Raw genomic sequence first — 16,878 nt, forward strand, 5'->3', positions numbered from 1 at the left:
TTGCTGCCCAAACCCTTTCGGGATACGCCATCCGGACGATGAACATGGCTCTGGACGCTCTGTCTGACGTCTCTGACGAGGCGCTGCTCGTCGCTTTCGGCAATGGCGACCGCGAAGCCGCGCAGGCACTGACCTTGCGGCTGACTCCGCGCGTCCTTGGTTTCGCCGCACGGATGCTGAACGATCGGGCCGAGGCGGAGGACGTGGCGCAGGAGGCGATGCTGCGGCTCTGGCGACAGGCGCCCGAGTGGCGGCAGGGCGAGGCGAAGGTGACGACATGGCTCTACCGGGTGGTGTCGAACCTGTGCACTGACCGGTTGCGCAAGAGCAGGGGGCAGGCGCTCGACAGTGTGCCCGAGCCCGAGGACGAGAGCCCCGGGGCAGAAGCGGGGCTGCAGCAGGAGGCACGGGCAAAGGCGCTCGAACAAGCGCTGCAAGAGCTGCCGGAGCGGCAGCGGCAGGCGGTGATCCTGCGCCACATCGAGGGGTTCTCGAACCCTGAAATCGCGCAGGTGATGGACATAGGCGTTGAGGCGGTCGAAAGTCTGACCGCCCGCGGCAAGAGGGCGCTGGCGGCCAATCTGGCGCCGCGGCGCGCAGAACTGGGGTACGAAGATGGCTGAGACGGCTGGAAAACCACTGGACGAGACGGAGCTGGAATCTCTCTTCTCCGCCGCACGGGCCGAAGCGCCCGATCCTTCGGGTGCCTTGTTCGAGCGAATACTGGCGGATGCCGATGCGCAACTGGCGGCACGGGCGGTGCCGACCGCCGCGGACACGCGACCGCGGGGCCTGTTCGGCGGCCTGTTTGCCGGTATCGGCGGCTGGCCCGCTGCAGTGGGCCTGGCGGCGGCGGCCGTGACTGGCCTGACCATTGGTGTGGTCACGCCGGACACCGTGGACTCGCTGTCGAACGGTTACCTTTCTGCCGACTGGACGACGGCGGAGGACCTGATGCCCTCTTATGCCGGATTGCTGGGAGAAAGCTGACCGATGAGCGATCCCGTAACAGAACCGAAACGGCGTTTTCGCTGGGGCCGGCTGGTCCTGATCCTGTCGCTTGCGTTGAACCTTCTCGTCGTGGGCCTGATAGCGGGTGCTTTGATCAAGGGCCCCCCGAAGCGGGACCACGGGCTGCCGATGCGCGACCTGGGCTTCGGCCCGTTCGTCGCCGCACTTCCCGACGGCGACCGGCAGGCACTGGCAGAGGCGATCCGCGAGCAGGAAGGCAGTTTCCAGTCGCGTCGGTCCGAGCTGCGTCGACAATTCGATGCCTTCCTCGCGGCCCTGCGCGCCGAACCTTACGATCACCAGGCGCTGGTGCAGATCATCGAGTCACAGCAGAACGAGATCGCAGAGAGCCTTCAGGCAGGCCGCGACCTGCTGCTCGATCAGATCGCCGGTATGGACGATGGCGAACGCGCGGCCTACGCGGAATCGCTGGAGAGCGGATTGCGTAGGTGGAAGCCGGACCGTCCGCCGCCGCCGAAGAAGGACTGAGGCCGCGCCAGGCCTGGTTGAAGAGACCCGTCCTCAGGCGGCGTTCGATTGAACCATGACCAGGTTGCGCCCATCCGCCTTGGCCGCATAAAGCGCGCGGTCGGCGGCCTCCAGCATCTTTGCGGTTTCGGCCTGGTAGAGATCGCTCGTCACCAGCCCGATGCTTGCGGTGACCGTGACACTGCCGGCGCTGTTAGGCAATTCGACCGACGGCTCGGCTATGGCACAGCGGATCCGGTTCGCAGTCGTGCGGGCATCGTCCAGAGCAGCGTTGCGTACGACGGCCAAAAATTCCTCTCCGCCAATGCGCGCGAGCAGATCGCCGTTGCGCAGGCAGCCGCTCATCCGGCGGGCCACCTCGACCAGAACCGCGTCTCCGGCCGCGTGGCCGAAGGTGTCGTTGATTGTCTTGAACCGATCGAGATCCAGCATCATCACCGCGAAGCACTCGCCGGCGCGGCGGGCTTCCCTTGCGATCACCTCCATGCGGTTCATCGCGTATCCGCGGTTGAACAGGCCGGTCAGTGGGTCGGTCACCGCCATCTTCAGTCTGTCACGCAGGGCTGCGCGTTGGCCGTCAGCCCGCGCTTTGCGCGCCAATTCGCGCCGCAGCCGCAGCGCGACCTCTTCGGCGTCGAAGCCGGTTTCGACAAGGTCGCTGACGCCGACGTCCAGTGCGGTGACCGCCCGTTCGGGTGCGGGGGCCGGCTGCACCAGAAGTATCGCCGCGTGCATGGTCTGGCTGCGGCAACGCAGATCCGAGATCAGGCGCAGGGTTCGTTGCGGCAACCCGACGTTTTCCGCGACGACGATGGCATCAGGTGCCGTTTCGCCGCGCAGGGCGGGTAGGGCCGATCCCTCCTGCATGATGCGGATCTTTCCGCGTATGCGGGGCGCCAGTTTTTGCCGCCAGACGACGCCCTCTGCCAGGTTCGGGACGATCAGGACGATGTCGCCGGCCGGTGCGAATGGCGGCACCGCCTCGGCAAAGCCGGGACCCTGATCGGTATCGGTGGCGTTGGCCATTTCGGCCTCGCTGGCATGGCGGCGTAACAGATTGCGGATCCGCGCAGAGAGCAGGGCCGGTTCCGATTTCGTGTCCACCACCGCGTCGGCGCCGGCCTCCAGCGCATCGATCCGCATCCGGCAGTCGGAGCCGTCGAGCCGCAGGATCAGGGGGATCGAGCGCGTTTGTGGGTGGGTTCGCAACCTGGCGCAGAGTTCCGCGCCGTAGAGACTGCCCAGCCGCTGCGGAAGAAGGATCAGGTCGGGCGGATCGCACTGCGCGATCTGCAGCATCTCATCGAAATCCGCGGCCTGCACGGTCTCGTAGGCGAAAGGCGCGAGGCGGGCCTTGAGGACGATGCGCTCTCCCGCTACGGAATCGGCGATAAGGATACGGCCCGACATGGTGTCCTCGCACTTCCAGCTTGTGTGCGTTTCGTTCGATTTATTCTTTCGTTGGGACAGGTTAAGAAAACGTTTCGGGTTGAGTGGAGAAAGTATTATGCAGCAGGATCGCGCCGAGACAGTGGCTGCACAGGCGCTTGCCTGGCTCGCGGCAAGCGACGACATGATTGGCGTTTTCCTTGGCGCGACCGGCGCTTCTGTGGACGATATCCGCGCGCGCTCGGGCGATCCGGAATTCCTGGGGTCGGTGCTGGATTTCTTGATGATGGACGACACTTGGGTCGTGGCCTTCTGCGATTCCGGCAGTCTACCCTACGAGACTGTCATGCAGGCGCGGGCTGCTTTGCCGGGCGGCGCGCAGGTGCACTGGACCTGACCTAGAGGTTGATCTCCAGCACGCCGTCCGGTTCCGCCGCGCGGCTCTGGCACAGGATTATCTGGCTCTCGCGATCCTTCTTCGACAGCACGAAGTCGCGGTGTTCCACCTCGCCCGAGATGACACCGCATTTGCAGACGCCACACAGCCCGTCCGAGCATTTGACATCAACATGCACGCCCGCCGCGAGCAGCGCGTCGGAGGCGGAGATGTCTTCGGTAACTTCGATCTCCCGCCCGGATCTGGTGAGTCTCAGAGTGAATGGGTGGTTCTCGTATTCCGGCAGTTCGGGGACAGAGAAGTATTCCAGATGCCGTGCCTCTTCCGGGAAGCCGTTGGCTTCGGCTGCGACCATCACTGCCGCCATGTAGGCATCGCCGCCGCAGGTATAGACATGCGCGCCGGCCCGATACCTCAGCACCCGGGACAGATCCGCCCGGCTGCCCTCGTCGCTGAAATGCAGGTGCAGGCGGTTGCCCCAGGGCACGTGGCGAAGGTCCTCGAGAAAACCTGCATCCTCTCGCCGCGAGCAGGAATAGTGCAGCGCGAATTCCGCACCGATGGCATGCAGGTGGTGGGCCATGGCGATCATCGGCGTCACACCGATGCCGCCGCCCATCAGGTAGGTGAAGCTGGCAGTCTCATCGAGCGGGAAGTGGTTGATCGGATGGGAGATGAATACCCGGCGGCCTTCATGGAAGATTCGGTGCATCAGCTTCGAGCCGCCGCGTCCTGCATCCTCGCGCAAGACGGCGATCTGGTATTTCGACCGGTCCGCCGGGTCGCCGGACAGCGAGTACTGCCGGAAGAACTCGGGTGCGACGACGACGTCGATATGAGCGCCCGCGGTGAAGGGCGGCAGATCCGCGCCGTCAGGTAGCGAGAACTCATATTTGCTGACGCCGCCGGTCATCTGCTCGGCTCGCGAAACCACAACCTGCAGCACCGGGCTCTCGCCCTGATCGGCGGTGTAGACATGCTCGGGCGGCACGCCATTTGCCCGCCGGGTCTTGTGCTCCTCGGCCGGGATCATCGCCTGGTACGCCTCGATCCCTGCTTCGCGGTCCATCGGGAAAGGCCAGGGATAGGGCGGCGGCGCCAGCGGAGCCGGGTACACGGCCAGCGTCTGGTCCTCGTAGCGCAGGTCGAGATCCCGCTGCAGACCGCGCGTGTTGGGCGGTTCGGCGGGCGGGCCGTAGGGCCCTTCGTCGGTCATCTCGAGGTCCCACCACCATTTCTTGACCGGGTTGATATCACCCTTCCCGACCATATCGTCGAGCTTCGCCAGCACCGGCGCGGCCTTGGGCACCGTCATCGCAGCCCAGCGGAACGGGCTTTCGGCGAAGAGCCCTTCGAGGTTCCACGGGCAGGTTTTCATGCACCGCCCGCACATGGCGCCGTTCTTCTGGCTGACACGGTAGGTGGTGCACTTCTGGCTGTCCGATTTCCAGATCTCGTAACCGTTGAACATCAGTTTTGGACCAGCCGTGATGGCGCCGGAAGGACATTCGCGGGCGCATTTGTTGCAGGAGTTACAGAACCGCTGCAGGCCAAAGTCGATCGGCTTGTCGTGGGTGATCGGCATCGTCGTGGTCACGACACCGGATTTCAGCCGGGGGCCGAGAAACGGATTCAGGATCACCTCGCCGATACGGCTGACCTCGCCCAGACCCGACAGCAGCAGCAGCGGCGGGTGTAGAACTTCGTCGTCCATAACCGTGTGCGTCCGGGCCGAGAACCCGAGGTTGCGAAGGTGCTGCGCAAGCACGCCGCCGACCAGCGAAAAACGCAGGTATGCGCGCATCGACTGGGCACAGCTGATCCAGTCGTCGCCGGAGGCGCCCTCCATCGTCTCGTGCCCCTGATCGACGATCATAGAAATCGCCTGGTCGTGGTAGGGCGTGATCGGCTTGCCGGCGGCGTCATGCGAATACCATGCCCAGTCCGGGCAGTCGCTGAGGCCAACTGCGTCCTGCCCGATGAAATAGAGCGCGGCCTTGATGTTGTCGGCATTGCGCTGTGGGTCCGAGGTGGAGGGGTGAATCTCTCGCGTCTCGCCGTCCTGAAGCAATATGAATGCACCCAGAGACGGGCGGAACGCAAAGGCAGAGGCGGATTTGCGCACATAGTTGCCGTTCTTCGCCCCCTCCTGCGCCGCACGGCCAAGATCGCCGAAGAGCGAGCGCGCAAACATGTTCGCCCGTTTCGGGACTCGAGGGACATTCGCGCGGTCGATATACGTAGTGGGTTCGTCCACCCGTTTCAGGCGTTCGAACGGATGCGGACCATCCTTGAACTCGCGCGACTTGAATGGGTCCGCGTTCCGGGCGTTCTTTGCCTGATGGCCGAGCCCTGCCTGCCAGCCGAGCCCCGGCTTCTGGCCCGGAAGAATCGGCTTGTCCGGCTCCATTTCCAGCGTCGTCGTAATCACCGCAAGCCCGAACCGCGTACCCAGGAATGGGTTCATCGCCTCGCCATTCTCCACAGCCGCAAGCCCGGACGCGACCGCGAGCTTTTCCAGATGCACCTCCGACGCGGCACCGGAATGGGCGCGCGCCTCGTAGCCCAGAAGCCGGATGTAGTTCGACAGCGTCACCGCCGTTTCCATGGTCCGCAGGCAGGCGCGGTGCGACTGCGCGTCGAGGATCCAGTCGGTTCCGGGCTCGTCCGCGCGCGGATCGCGCGGATAATCGCAAAGCAGCACGAGGGCATGCGTGTGATGCCGGCACTCTTTCGGCGGGGCGGCGAGGGCTTCGCGCAGGCCGGCCATGATCACGTCGATCCCGGCTGCCAGTGTCTTCGGCTGCATGGTGCGGATCTTCTCGGCCAGCCGGTCCACATCCGGGTTCGCCAGCGGCTCATCCAGCCATGCGGATGCCGGAATCTCGCAGACGCCGACCATCGCACTGTCGAGGTAATAGCCGAATGCCTTCAGGTGCCGCGCCCGTTCCTCCGGGTCTTCGGGGATTGTCGCGCGTGCCTTCGTCACCCCGTCGCGGGTGGCGTCGAGCATCGCCTGATATTCCTGCATCGCGTTAACGATCGACAGCGGGTCCTCGGGGCGGCGAAAGCTCAGCCCCTGCATCGGCCCCAGCCTGTCGAGATCGACGGTCACCCCCGTCCGCGCCAGCTTTTCCAGCGGGTACGGGCCCAGATGCACCGGACGGTTCCGGTATGAAAATAGCTTACCCATCTCCTCCTCAAAGATGCGTTGGCGGCAGGTCCTCTCCCGTCATCAGTTTCTTTAGCAGGTCCTTTAGGTCCTGCCGCTCTTCCGGGCTGAGCCGTTCGGCCATGACCGCCGCATTGCTGCGGGCAATAGGCGTCGCCTGCGCCAGCAGTTCGTAGCCCGTTTCGGTAACGGCGACCGTACGGGTTCTGCCATCTCCGTTTCCGTCCTGTCGGGCGATCAGCCCAGCGACCTCCATATTGCGCAGCGCGCGGCTGACTGCTGTGCGGTCGATACCGACATAATTCGCGATTTCAGACGGTTGTCGCAATTCCTCATTGCCGACCGCGAGCAGGATCGCCCAGAATGTCCTTGGCAGACCCAGCTTGCGCAGACCGTCCTCCAGCCGTCGCTGCTGTATGCGCGCGGCAAGTGACAACTGATAACCGAGGGAATCGTGAAGACGGTATGGTGACGACATAGTTGTCATTGTCAATCAAATCGATGTGCCATGTCAACGCCCTGCGACCTGTGGCAAGACTGGCAGCAGAAGGGGACAGGGATGACGGCAATCCGTGGGGTGCTTTTCGACAAGGACGGCACGTTATTCGATTTCGAGGCAACGTGGAGCGCCTGGGCGGCGACGATGCTGCTGGATTTCGCCGGGGGCGATGCTGAGAGGGCGACGTCCCTTGGGGACCGCATCGGTTTCGATTACGCGGCGCGCAGGTTCGATCCGCTCAGCCCGGTTATCGCCGGAACCCCGGATGAACTCGTGGCTTTGCTCGGGCCAGGCGTTCCGGAATTCTCGCCAGACGAGTTGGTCGCCCGGCTGAACGCCACGGCCGCAGCGGCTCCGCTGGTCGAAGCCGTGCCGCTGAAGCAGTTGATCGCGGAGCTTCGGTCTGTAGGTCTGAAACTCGGTGTCGCGACCAACGATGCCGAAGTACCGGCCCGGGCGCATCTTGCTGCCGTGGGACAGGAAGATGCCTTCGACTTCATCGCCGGTTATGATTCCGGCTTCGGCGGCAAGCCCGAACCCGGTATGTGCCTGGCGTTCGCGCGCGCCGTGGACCTGTCGCCTTCGTCCATTGCCATGGTGGGGGACAGCACGCATGATCTGGTTGCGGGACGCGCGGCGGGCATGCGCTGTATCGCGGTGCTGACCGGGATGGCGGAGGAGGAAGACTTGGCGCCGTTGGCCGATGCCGTATTGCCGAGCATCGGATATCTGAGCGACTGGATCGCCGCACAGAACCGGCCAATTCGGACATGACGGAATTGTAGAAAAACGACCTGACTGGTCGCATTCCCTCGACCTTGCTCGCGGCCGCTCCTGTTTGCTAGGCCAAACAGGAGTCGCGACATGGATACAGTGGTCAAGCGCCGCAAACGCTCCGGCGGGCATTCAGGGAACCGGCGGCTCAACAATCCCGCGGTGATCCGCCAGATGCCCTGGCGGCTGCCGGTCAACACCGATCGGCCCACTGAACCGCTGACCGAGGAAGGCATCGCCGCGATCCATGATGGGGCGATGCGCATTCTCGAGGAAATCGGCATCGAGTTCCTGAACGACGAGGCGCTGGCGATCTTCCGCGAGGCGGGCATGACCGTGGACGGTACTAATGTCCGCATGGGCCGCGATTTCGTGATGGAGATGCTGGGCAAGGCGCCTTCGACTTTTACCCTGACCCCGCGCAACCCCGACCGTGAGCTGGTCATGGGCGGCAAGTACATGCTGTTCGGCAATGTCTCTTCGCCGCCGAACTACTGGTCGCTCGAGACCGGCAAGCTGCCCGGTACGAGCGAACAGTGCCGGAACCTTTTGAAACTGACCCAGTATTTCAACTGCATCCATTTCGCCGGCGGCTACCCGGTGGAGCCGATCGACATTCACCCATCCGTCCGGCACCTCGACGTGCTGTTCGACAAGCTGACGCTGACCGACAAGGTGGCACATGCCTACAGCCTTGGCGCCGAGCGGGTCGAGGACGTGATGGAGATGATCCGCATCGCCTGCGGCGTCACACACCAGGAGTTCGTGGCCAAGCCGCGTATGTACACCAATATCAACTCCACCTCGCCGTTGAAGCACGACATGCCGATGATCGACGGCTGCCTACGCTGTATCCGCAAGGGGCAGGCGGTGGTGGTGTCGCCCTTCACGCTGGCGGGCGCGATGGCCCCGGTCACCATGGCCGGCGCCGTGGCGCAGTCGATCGCCGAGGCGTTGTCTGCGTTGGCGCTGTTCCAGTATGTCGCCCCCGGATGCGCGAGTGCCATCGGCACTTTCACCTCCAACGTCGACATGAAATCGGGCGCGCCTGCGTTTGGCACGCCGGAATACATGCGAGCCACCCAGATGACCGGGCAACTTGCCCGCTTCTACGGGTTGCCACTGCGGTCGAGCGGCGTCTGCGCCGCGAACATCCCCGACGGGCAGGCGATGTGGGAGACTTCGAACAGCCTGTGGGCCGCAGTCCAGTCTGGCACCAACATGGTTTACCATGCCGCCGGTTGGCTGGAGGGCGGACTGATCGCAAGCCCCGAGAAGTTCATCATGGATTGCGAGATCCTGCAGATGATCCAGCGCTATTTCGAGCCTGAGATCACGGCCACCGGCCCTGACGATATCGCGTTGGACGCGATCCGCGAGGTCGGATCATCCGGCCATTTCTTCGGGATAGACCATACGCAGGAGCGTTACGAGACTGCTTTCTACCAGCCTTTCCTCGCCGACTGGCGCAACTACGAGGCGTGGAATCTCGATGGAGCTGTCTGGACCACCGAGCGTGCGCACGTGATGTTCAAGCGCATCATCGAAAGCTTCGAGGAGCCGCCGATGGATGTCGCGATCCGCGACGAACTTTCCGCCTTTGTCGAGCGCCGCAAGGCCGAGGGCGGCGCCCCGACCGACTTCTGAGCTACTCGGACATATCGGCGCGGTAGGGAATTGCTGGCTTTTGCGCCGGCGCCGCCGCGCCTAGGCTGCCTGCGACTTTCAGCGGAGGAGCCGCGATGACCGCTATGACCGAGCCCGGGGAATACACCGTCAACCGACGTGTCTGGATGACAGCGATCGGCGCGCTGGCCGGGCTTGCTGCCTGGCTGCTGTGGGACGTTCTGCCGGACCATGTTGAAAATGAACGGCTTTTGCTGTTCCTCTCTGCCGGAGCGAGCGGGTTCTTTGCAGCCCTTCTTGCCGCAGCCGGCGCACTGGCTCTTCCGCGCGCTGTCCTTGCAGCAGCGGGCGCCTCTCTTCCGGCCGCCTGCCTGCTGACCTGGGCCAGCTTAAGATACGCCGACGTCGACGACTTCCTGGAGACCGGGCACGCGGTCTTCGCCTACGGTCTGATCGTGTTCCTGTCGCTGCCATTTCTGATCGTCGCGCTGCGTTCGGGCGAGGGCTGGCGCAGCTATCCGGCGCTGTTCCGGCAGTCCTGGGACATTGCCGTGCGCTACGCCGCCGCGTTGGTCTTTGTCGGCATCTTCTGGGGTGTGATCTTTCTCTCCGACGCGCTGTTCAAACTGGTCGGGCTGGAGATCATCGAGGACCTGCTCGAAATCGACGCCGTGCCGGCTGTCCTGACCGGCGCGATAATCGGCCTTGCGCTTGCCGTGGTGGCGGAGCTTGCCGATTACATCTCGCCCTTCCTGATCCTGCGCCTGCTGCGCCTGCTCCTTCCGGTGGTCGTCGTCGTTGCCGGCGTCTTCCTGATCGCGATCCCGTTCCGGGGGCTTTCCGATGTGTTCGGTGGCCTGTCCGCGGCGGCCGTCCTGTTGTCGATGGCCGTGGGCATCGCGACGCTGATCACCTCGGCCATCGAGCGCAATGACGAGGAAGCTGCCGATTCCCGCATCCTCCTGGTATCTGCACAGCTGCTCGCCGTGGTCATCCCGATCCTGTCCGCCCTTGCTCTCTACGCGGTCTGGATCCGTGTCGCCGACTACGGCTGGAGCCCGGACCGAATCGCCGCCACATGCGCCGGCATCGTCGGGCTCGGTTATGGCCTGCTTTACGCGGTCTCCGTGATACGCCGCCGCGACTGGATGGAACGGATCCGGCAGGCGAACATCGTCATGGCACTGATAACCATCGCGCTGGCGGCCTTGTGGCTGACGCCCATCCTGAACGCTGAACGCATTTCGGCCCGCAACCAGATGGCGCGGTTCGATGCGGGTAAGGTCGCGGCAGAGGATCTCGACCTGTGGTTCCTAGGCCGCGAAATCGGTGTCGCGGGCGAGGCGGCCATTGCGGAGCTTGCCGCGATAGAGCACCCGGAGGCCGATGTGATCGCGGAACGGCTGGCGCTGCTGGAGGCAGCCGACAGCCGCTATGCCTTCGAGCGCACAGATACCGGCCCCACACAGGACAGCTTGCGCGAGGAAATACTCGTGACTGCGCCGGTCGTGCCCGAAGGGGGTAGGCTGCCCGACGGCCTGCTGGACAGGGCAGCGCCCTACGACCTGCAGCAATGGGCCGAAGCCTGCCGCGAGAAAACGCCTGCCGGAAATCCCGCCTGCCTGTTCCTCGCCGCCGATCTGGACCTCGAGAGCCCGGGCGATGAGACGCTGTTGGTCTGGAAAAATGGCCCTTATGTCTACGTCACGGCGCTGAAGGACGGGACACGCCAGTCACCGGCCTTCCTGCGTGGTGGCGCGGTAAGCCTGCAGCCGCAGGTGATCGACGACATCCTCGCCGGAAACTACAGCGTCGGTGTGCCGAGCGTCCGCTCGCTCGATCTTGGAAAGGTGGAAATTTTCATCATACCCTGACGAATTGGGGCTTTGTTAACGAGCCGCGCCTAGGCTGCCGCAAACAGACGAGGCGCGAATCGTGCACGGGATGATCAATCGATCCGTTCAGTGCTTTTTGACGGACACCTACGGGCGAGAGAAATGGGATGCGATTGCAGCCTCCGCCGGGCTCGACTTTGCCGGGTTCGAGCCGATGCTGGAATACGATCCCATTTTGACGGAGGCGGTTCTGCAGGCGGCGGCACAGGTCCTCGGCAAGCCGCGCCAGATGATACTGGAGGACATCGGTACTTACCTCGTCAGCCATGAAAACATGCAGATGATCCGACGTCTCCTGCGTTTCGGCGGCGCGAACTTTGTTGCATTTCTTTACTCGCTTGACGAACTGCCGGACCGGGCCCGCCTTGCATTGCCCGACCTCGATCTGCCCGCACTGGAACTGGAGGAAACAGACACAGCCAGTTTCACGTTGCGGGTGCGGAATGGTCCGGACGGCTTTGCCTATGTCCTGATGGGTGTCCTGCGGGCACTCGCGGACGATTACGGGGCGCTGGTGTTGCTGGAGTTCGACGAGCGGCGCGGGGATACGGAGACGATATCGATCCAGCTTGCTGAAACCGCGTTTTCCGAAGGCCGCCGGTTCGACCTGCGCCGGCGCACGGGATGACGGCTTTCCCAAAGCTGGACGACGCACCGGCGGCAGAGCTGGATGTGGAGGCGCTGGACGCCGTGATGCCGCTTGCGGTGATCATCGATGCGGCAGGCCATATCATTCATGCCGGACCGACGCTTCGGAAGCTCCGCGAAGGGGTGGACCTCCGCGGCTGCGGCTTCTTCCATCTGTTCGCACTTCGCCGGCCGCGCAGCATCACAGATTTCACCGATCTCGCCACGCGGGGCGGAGGCGCTCTGCAACTTCAGTTCCTTGACCCGCCGGCGACCGCGTTCAAAGGCCTTGCCGTGCCGTTGCGCGACGGCGCCGGTCTGCTGATCAACCTGTCCTTCGGCATTGGCGCGGTGGAGGCTCTGGGTGTCTATGACCTGACCAGCGCCGATTTCCCGCCCACCGATCTGACGGTCGAGATGCTGTACCTGGTGGAGGCGAACGCTGCGGTTCAAGGTGAATTGAGGGGGCACAACCGGCGGCTTCAGGGCGCCAGGGTCGTAGCGGAGGAGCAGGCACATACCGACATGCTGACCGGCCTGCGCAACAGGCGCGAGATGGATATGGTGCTGGAGCGATACACCAGGAGTCGGGACAGGTTTAGCCTGATGCATGTGGATCTGGACTTTTTCAAACAGGTGAACGACGCGCATGGCCATGCGGCGGGGGATCATGTTTTGCAGGAGGTTGCCGCCATTCTGGTCGAGGAGACGCGCGAGTCCGACACGGTTGTCCGGGCCGGGGGCGACGAGTTTGTGCTGATCTTCTATCGCCTGACCGACCGGGACCGGCTTGCCCGGATCGCGACGCGGCTGCTCAGGCGGCTGGAACAGCCCATTGCCTTCGGCGAGCGGATATGCCGGATCTCCGGCAGTATCGGTATTGCGGTGTCCCAAGATTATGAGAGTCCCGACGCAGAACAGATGCTGCGCGACGCCGACATGGCGCTCTACGTTTCCAAGAATGCCGGGCGGGCCCGCTACTGTTTCGCGGGGGGCGAGGCACTGAGCGCGATGGCCGGCTAAGCGCTATCCGTCCAGATAGGCGCGCAGCACTGTTTCGGTCCCATCCCGCCACAGGGCTTTCAGGGCTGCGGTAAATGACTCGCGGAACGCCGGGTCGCGGGCCGTGGACCCGTAAATGTCGCCCATCTCCAGCCAGGCGTCGGGTTCATCCTTGGCACGCTTTGCCTGCGCCGTAAGCCGGTCCCAGCTCGGATCGTTCGGCGCGATTTCGGCGCCGTTCTCGTCGGTTCCGTAGCAGTACCGGCACCAAAGCGCACTTTCGAGCGCGAGCCCCGGCACCGGCTTCCCGGCCTTCAGGTTGTCGGCGATGGACGGCACGATGAATTTCGGCTGCCGGTTCGACCCGTCGAGGCAGAGTCGGCGGATGGTGTCCTCCACCCGCGGGTTCGAGAACCGGTCGCGGATCAGCTCGAAGTATTCGGTCAGCGAGGTATCAGGCACAGGCGGCACGATCGGGATGATCTCTTCGGTTTCCACCTTGGCAAGAAAGCGCGAGACGAGGTCGTTCTGCATCGCCTCATGTGCATATTCGATCCCCATCAACCCGCCGGAATAGGCGATTATCGCGTGGCCGCCGTTCAGGATGCGGATCTTCATGTGCTCGTAGGGTGTGACATCCGGCACGAACTGCACGCCGACCTCTTCGAAAGGTGGTCGTCCGGCCGTGAACCTGTCTTCCAGCACCCATTGCCGGAACGGTTCGCAGAACACAGGCCGCGCGTCCTGCAGGTCGAACTCCTGCGCCAGATAGGCCTGCCGCGCCGGGGTCGTCGCGGGCGTAATCCGGTCGACCATCCCGTTCGGAAAGGCGACATTCTCCGCGATCCATCCCGCCAGCTCCGCGTCCTGCGGTTCGGCGATCCCCATCACCGCCGCCCGGCAGACATCGCCATTATGGGGAACGTTGTCGCAGGACATGACCGTGAATGGCGCAACGCCCGCCGCGCGCCGCGCCCGCAGCCCGGCCACGATCACCCCGAACACGGTCTGCGGTGCACCCTGATTGGCGATATCCGCCTGAATCGCCGGGTGCGACGGGTCGAAGGTCCCGGTCTCTGCCGACACGTAGTAGCCGCCTTCGGTTACGGTCAGAGAGACGATGCGGATTGCCGGATCCTCCATCGCGGCACGAAGCGGGGCGTGACCGTCCTCGACGGCAAGGAAATCCACCATCGCTCCTACGATGCGCACGTTGTCGCCGGCTGCATCCTGTTCCACCACGGTGAACAGGTTGTCCTGCGCTGCAAGGTCCTCCCGCATGGCTGCGTCGCCGGACATCACACCGGCGCCGACCAGCGCCCAGTCCTGCGCGAGCCCGCGGTTCAGCAGGTCGTCGAGATAGATCGCCTGATGTGCGCGGTGGAAATTTCCAAGCCCGATATGCAGGATACCGCGCCTCACCGCCGCCCGGTCATAGGACGGGGTGGCAATCGGCGCGGGCATTCTCTGAAGATTGGCTTGGTTCAGTTGCAGGGGCATTGACGCGCCTCCTCAATGGTACGAATCCGGGCACAGGACAGAGGGGCCGGGCGCTGGCAAGCCGACAAAATGGCTTCCGCCGGGGCAAGCCGCGTCATTCTCCGGGATCCTCCCTGATCCGGGTGAGCATTTACTCACCGAATGAGCATATGCCCGCACGATCTTGCCGAAATGTCAAGCCAAACCGCCCCGGATCGCGCGAATTTGCGCCGCTTTGCCACGAAATCTGGGGCTAGAGATCCACTGGTCGCCCTTCCGCTGCGGACTGCTTTATTGCCGCGATCACGTGCATGTTCGCGACGCCGTCGGCGCAACTGACCCGCGGTTTTTCCTCGCCACGGATCACCGCGCCGAAATGCGCCATCTGCAGCGGGAAGGGATCGGCAGGCGTGAAATCAAGCTTGCCGCGCTGCATCTCCACCGCCCAGTCCGGCGTGCCCGGATAGGTCCAGAAAGACGCGTCGGGCAGCGAAATCCCCGCCTTGGTTCCGGCATACAGGTGGGCGGAAATGTCATGCCGGGGCAGGCGCGGACTTTCGCCGGAGGACAGATCGTACGACCACGGCCCGCAACCCGCATCGGTCACCGTCAGCGTCGCAATTCCGCCCTGACGGAAATTTAGAATCGCCGCGGCGATATCTTCCACCGGGTTGCCGCGGAACTCGTTCGAAACGCGCCCGGTCACCTGCGCCACCTCGCCGAAGAAAAAGCGCAGCATGTCGATCTCATGGATCATGTTGATCAGCAGCGGCCCGCCCGTGCGCTCCGCGATGCGCCATTTCACGTCGAAATAGAAGGCTGGCTTGGCCATGGTCGCGATCACGTTCGCCGTCACCAGCCGGCCGAAGCTTCCGTCGTCGATAGCCGCGCGCACCGCGCGGATCATCGGGTTGTGCCGCCGGTGATGTCCCACCAGCAGCGGAACGCCGGTCTCCTCGACCGTTTTCAGCAGCCGCTCGCCCTCGTCGATGGAATTCGCCACCGGCTTTTCCACCAGCGCCGGGATGCCCGCGCGCAGCAACGCTTCGCCGATGGGCACATGCGTCTCGTTTGGAGTGGCGACAATAGCCCCGTCGGCCAGACCTGAAGCGATCAGTTCCTCCACATCGCGCAGATGCGGCACGCCGCGCGCCGCCGCCACCTCGGCCGCCGCGTCTGTGGGATCGACGATGGCGGACAGCGACATCCCTTCCACCTTTTCCAGGCTCGCCATGTGCGTGCCGCCGATAATGCCGGCGCCAATCACCGCAATCCGCAGTTCTGCCATTCATTCCTCCCTCGATGACCCGCAGAGGCTAAGCACAGCTCGCAGGAAACAGAAATATCCGCCCGCTTCTTCTGGTCGAAAATATCCCGGGGGCGCCGGAGGCGCGGGGGCAGAGCTCCCTCCGAAACCGGCCCAAGGCACCTACTTCCCGTAATACTCCCGGAACCAGGCCACGAAACGGGCGATCCCCTCCCGAACATCGGTGTTCGGCCGGTATCCGGTCAGGTGCTGCAGCAGCGAGGCGTCGGCCCAGGTCGTCGGCACGTCGCCCGGCTGCATCTCCATGTAGTTCCGCTCGGCCTTCACACCCAGTTCCGCCTCGATGGCCTCGACGAAATCCAGAAGCCGCACCTTGTCGGAATTGCCGATATTCACGATACGCCAGGGCGCTACCGGGGACAGGCTGTCGCCTTCGGTGATCTCATCAGGCGACGACACGCGCTCCGGCACCGCGTCTATCAGCCCGCGGATGCCGCGCACTAGGTCCTCGACATAGGTGAAATCCCGGTACATCTCGCCGTGGTTGTAGATATCGACGGGCCGGCCTTCGAGGATCGCGTCGACGAACTTGAAGAGCGCCATGTCCGGCCGGCCCCAGGGTCCGTAGACGGTGAAGAAGCGGAACATCGTCGTGGGCAGCCCGTGAAGGTGAGCATAGGCATGCGCCATGCTCTCGTTCGCCTTCTTGGTGGCCGCGTAGATCGTCATCTGCAGGTCGGCCTTGTCGGTCTCGCGATACGGCATGTCTTCGTTCGCGCCGTAGACAGAGGAGGTGGACGCCATCAGCAGATGCCGTACCTCCAGCTTCCGTGCCGCCTCCATGACCGAGAATGTGCCGATCACATTGCTGTCAAGATAGGCGCGCGGCGCCTCCAGCGAATAACGTACACCGGCCTGCCCGGCGAGGTGGACGATCACGTCGGGTTGAAAGCTTTCGGCGACCTGCCAGACCAGCGCCTCGTCCTCCAGCATGCCCTCGGTCGCGGCAAATCCGGGATTCTGCAGCAGGATCGCATGGCGCCGCCGCTTGAGTGCGACGTCATAGTAATCGGTCATCCCGTCGAACCCGTACACCTGCATGCCCTCGTCCAGCAGCAGCTTTGCAAGGTGAAAGCCGATAAATCCGGCGGTTCCGGTGATCAGGACACGGGTCACGGCGCCTCTCTCGGGTTCGGTGCGACGCGGCCTTGTTAGCCCGCGCGCGCCGCGCCGGAAAGCCCAAGCGTTTTC

General features: G+C 64.1%; 15 protein-coding genes. 9 read left to right on the forward strand and 6 right to left on the reverse strand.

Going from position 1 to position 16,878, the window contains the following annotated elements:
- Positions 1-38: 38 nt before the first annotated feature.
- Genes HCO70_RS04370 through HCO70_RS04380 form a run of 3 tightly spaced genes read left to right on the forward strand, consistent with a single transcriptional unit; the run spans position 39 to position 1,500 of the window.
- Positions 39-623: an RNA polymerase sigma factor gene (locus tag HCO70_RS04370; protein ID WP_172293435.1), complete on the forward strand. Its 585-nt coding sequence runs from the start codon at positions 39-41 to the stop codon at positions 621-623.
- Entirely contained in the window at positions 616-990 is a 375-nt protein-coding gene (locus HCO70_RS04375) for a hypothetical protein (protein ID WP_172293437.1), read from the forward strand. Before HCO70_RS04370 ends, HCO70_RS04375 begins: the two co-directional genes overlap by 8 nt.
- 3 nt (positions 991-993) lie before the next feature.
- Entirely contained in the window at positions 994-1,500 is a 507-nt protein-coding gene (locus HCO70_RS04380; RefSeq protein ID WP_172293439.1) for a periplasmic heavy metal sensor, read from the forward strand.
- A 33-nt stretch (positions 1,501-1,533) separates the two neighbouring features.
- On the opposite strand, the gene HCO70_RS04385 is transcribed toward HCO70_RS04380, so the two are convergent.
- Entirely contained in the window at positions 1,534-2,910 is a 1,377-nt protein-coding gene (locus HCO70_RS04385; protein WP_172293441.1) for a diguanylate cyclase, read from the reverse strand.
- Positions 2,911-3,007: 97 nt separating this feature from the next.
- Between HCO70_RS04385 and HCO70_RS04390 the strand changes: the two genes are divergently transcribed.
- On the forward strand, positions 3,008-3,286 hold the full coding sequence (locus tag HCO70_RS04390; protein WP_172293443.1) for a DUF3572 domain-containing protein: 279 nt from the start codon (positions 3,008-3,010) through the stop codon (positions 3,284-3,286).
- A 1-nt stretch (position 3,287) separates the two neighbouring features.
- Here HCO70_RS04390 and HCO70_RS04395 read toward each other — a convergent pair whose 3' ends face one another.
- The gene (locus HCO70_RS04395) at positions 3,288-6,479 is read right to left on the reverse strand and encodes a 2Fe-2S iron-sulfur cluster-binding protein (protein WP_172293445.1); all 3,192 of its coding nucleotides are present in this window, start codon (positions 6,477-6,479) and stop codon (positions 3,288-3,290) included.
- Between the two features lie 7 nt (positions 6,480-6,486).
- Complete coding sequence (locus tag HCO70_RS04400) at positions 6,487-6,936, reverse strand: MarR family winged helix-turn-helix transcriptional regulator (RefSeq protein ID WP_253913111.1); 450 nt, start codon at positions 6,934-6,936, stop codon at positions 6,487-6,489.
- Between the two features lie 81 nt (positions 6,937-7,017).
- Here HCO70_RS04400 and HCO70_RS04405 point away from each other — a divergent pair, with 81 nt between their 5' ends.
- The 5 genes from HCO70_RS04405 (at position 7,018) to HCO70_RS04425 (ending at position 12,902) form a co-directional block, all read left to right on the forward strand.
- A complete protein-coding gene (locus tag HCO70_RS04405) occupies positions 7,018-7,731 on the forward strand; it encodes an HAD family hydrolase (RefSeq protein ID WP_172293449.1) in 714 nt (237 codons plus the stop codon).
- Between the two features lie 90 nt (positions 7,732-7,821).
- Positions 7,822-9,378: a trimethylamine methyltransferase family protein gene (locus HCO70_RS04410; protein WP_172293451.1), complete on the forward strand. Its 1,557-nt coding sequence runs from the start codon at positions 7,822-7,824 to the stop codon at positions 9,376-9,378.
- 95 nt (positions 9,379-9,473) lie between these two features.
- Positions 9,474-11,231 (forward strand): DUF4153 domain-containing protein, encoded by a 1,758-nt coding sequence (locus HCO70_RS04415; RefSeq protein ID WP_172293453.1) that lies wholly within the window; start codon positions 9,474-9,476, stop codon positions 11,229-11,231.
- A 70-nt stretch (positions 11,232-11,301) separates the two neighbouring features.
- Entirely contained in the window at positions 11,302-11,880 is a 579-nt protein-coding gene (locus tag HCO70_RS04420) for a heme NO-binding domain-containing protein (protein WP_216665260.1), read from the forward strand.
- Entirely contained in the window at positions 11,877-12,902 is a 1,026-nt protein-coding gene (locus HCO70_RS04425; protein ID WP_172293456.1) for a GGDEF domain-containing protein, read from the forward strand. The genes HCO70_RS04420 and HCO70_RS04425 overlap by 4 nt, the downstream gene beginning before the upstream one ends.
- Before the next feature lie 3 nt (positions 12,903-12,905).
- Here the strand turns inward: HCO70_RS04425 and HCO70_RS04430 are convergent, their stop codons facing one another.
- From HCO70_RS04430 to HCO70_RS04440, 3 genes are all read right to left on the reverse strand, one after another.
- Positions 12,906-14,345: a mannitol dehydrogenase family protein gene (locus HCO70_RS04430; protein ID WP_216665261.1), complete on the reverse strand. Its 1,440-nt coding sequence runs from the start codon at positions 14,343-14,345 to the stop codon at positions 12,906-12,908.
- Positions 14,346-14,613: 268 nt separating this feature from the next.
- Positions 14,614-15,648, reverse strand: coding sequence for a Gfo/Idh/MocA family protein (locus HCO70_RS04435; RefSeq protein ID WP_172293460.1), 1,035 nt, complete (start codon positions 15,646-15,648; stop codon positions 14,614-14,616).
- Positions 15,649-15,789: 141 nt separating this feature from the next.
- Positions 15,790-16,803 carry an NAD-dependent epimerase/dehydratase family protein gene (locus HCO70_RS04440; protein ID WP_172293462.1) on the reverse strand — a complete coding sequence of 338 codons (1,014 nt, stop codon included), beginning with the start codon at positions 16,801-16,803 and terminating at the stop codon, positions 15,790-15,792.
- Positions 16,804-16,878: the final 75 nt, after the last annotated feature.

The organism is Pseudoruegeria sp. HB172150 (genome assembly GCF_013184805.1).
Classification (GTDB): domain Bacteria; phylum Pseudomonadota; class Alphaproteobacteria; order Rhodobacterales; family Rhodobacteraceae; genus Psychromarinibacter.

Coding starts and splice junctions, on each gene's coding strand:
- HCO70_RS04370 (WP_172293435.1), top strand. CDS start 39: ATGAACATGGCTCTGGACGCTCTGTCTGACGTCTCTGACGAGGCGCTG.
- HCO70_RS04375 (WP_172293437.1), top strand. CDS start 616: ATGGCTGAGACGGCTGGAAAACCACTGGACGAGACGGAGCTGGAATCT.
- HCO70_RS04380 (WP_172293439.1), top strand. CDS start 994: ATGAGCGATCCCGTAACAGAACCGAAACGGCGTTTTCGCTGGGGCCGG.
- HCO70_RS04385 (WP_172293441.1), bottom strand. CDS start 2,910: ATGTCGGGCCGTATCCTTATCGCCGATTCCGTAGCGGGAGAGCGCATC.
- HCO70_RS04390 (WP_172293443.1), top strand. CDS start 3,008: ATGCAGCAGGATCGCGCCGAGACAGTGGCTGCACAGGCGCTTGCCTGG.
- HCO70_RS04395 (WP_172293445.1), bottom strand. CDS start 6,479: ATGGGTAAGCTATTTTCATACCGGAACCGTCCGGTGCATCTGGGCCCG.
- HCO70_RS04400 (WP_253913111.1), bottom strand. CDS start 6,936: ATGTCGTCACCATACCGTCTTCACGATTCCCTCGGTTATCAGTTGTCA.
- HCO70_RS04405 (WP_172293449.1), top strand. CDS start 7,018: ATGACGGCAATCCGTGGGGTGCTTTTCGACAAGGACGGCACGTTATTC.
- HCO70_RS04410 (WP_172293451.1), top strand. CDS start 7,822: ATGGATACAGTGGTCAAGCGCCGCAAACGCTCCGGCGGGCATTCAGGG.
- HCO70_RS04415 (WP_172293453.1), top strand. CDS start 9,474: ATGACCGCTATGACCGAGCCCGGGGAATACACCGTCAACCGACGTGTC.
- HCO70_RS04420 (WP_216665260.1), top strand. CDS start 11,302: ATGATCAATCGATCCGTTCAGTGCTTTTTGACGGACACCTACGGGCGA.
- HCO70_RS04425 (WP_172293456.1), top strand. CDS start 11,877: ATGACGGCTTTCCCAAAGCTGGACGACGCACCGGCGGCAGAGCTGGAT.
- HCO70_RS04430 (WP_216665261.1), bottom strand. CDS start 14,345: ATGCCCGCGCCGATTGCCACCCCGTCCTATGACCGGGCGGCGGTGAGG.
- HCO70_RS04435 (WP_172293460.1), bottom strand. CDS start 15,648: ATGGCAGAACTGCGGATTGCGGTGATTGGCGCCGGCATTATCGGCGGC.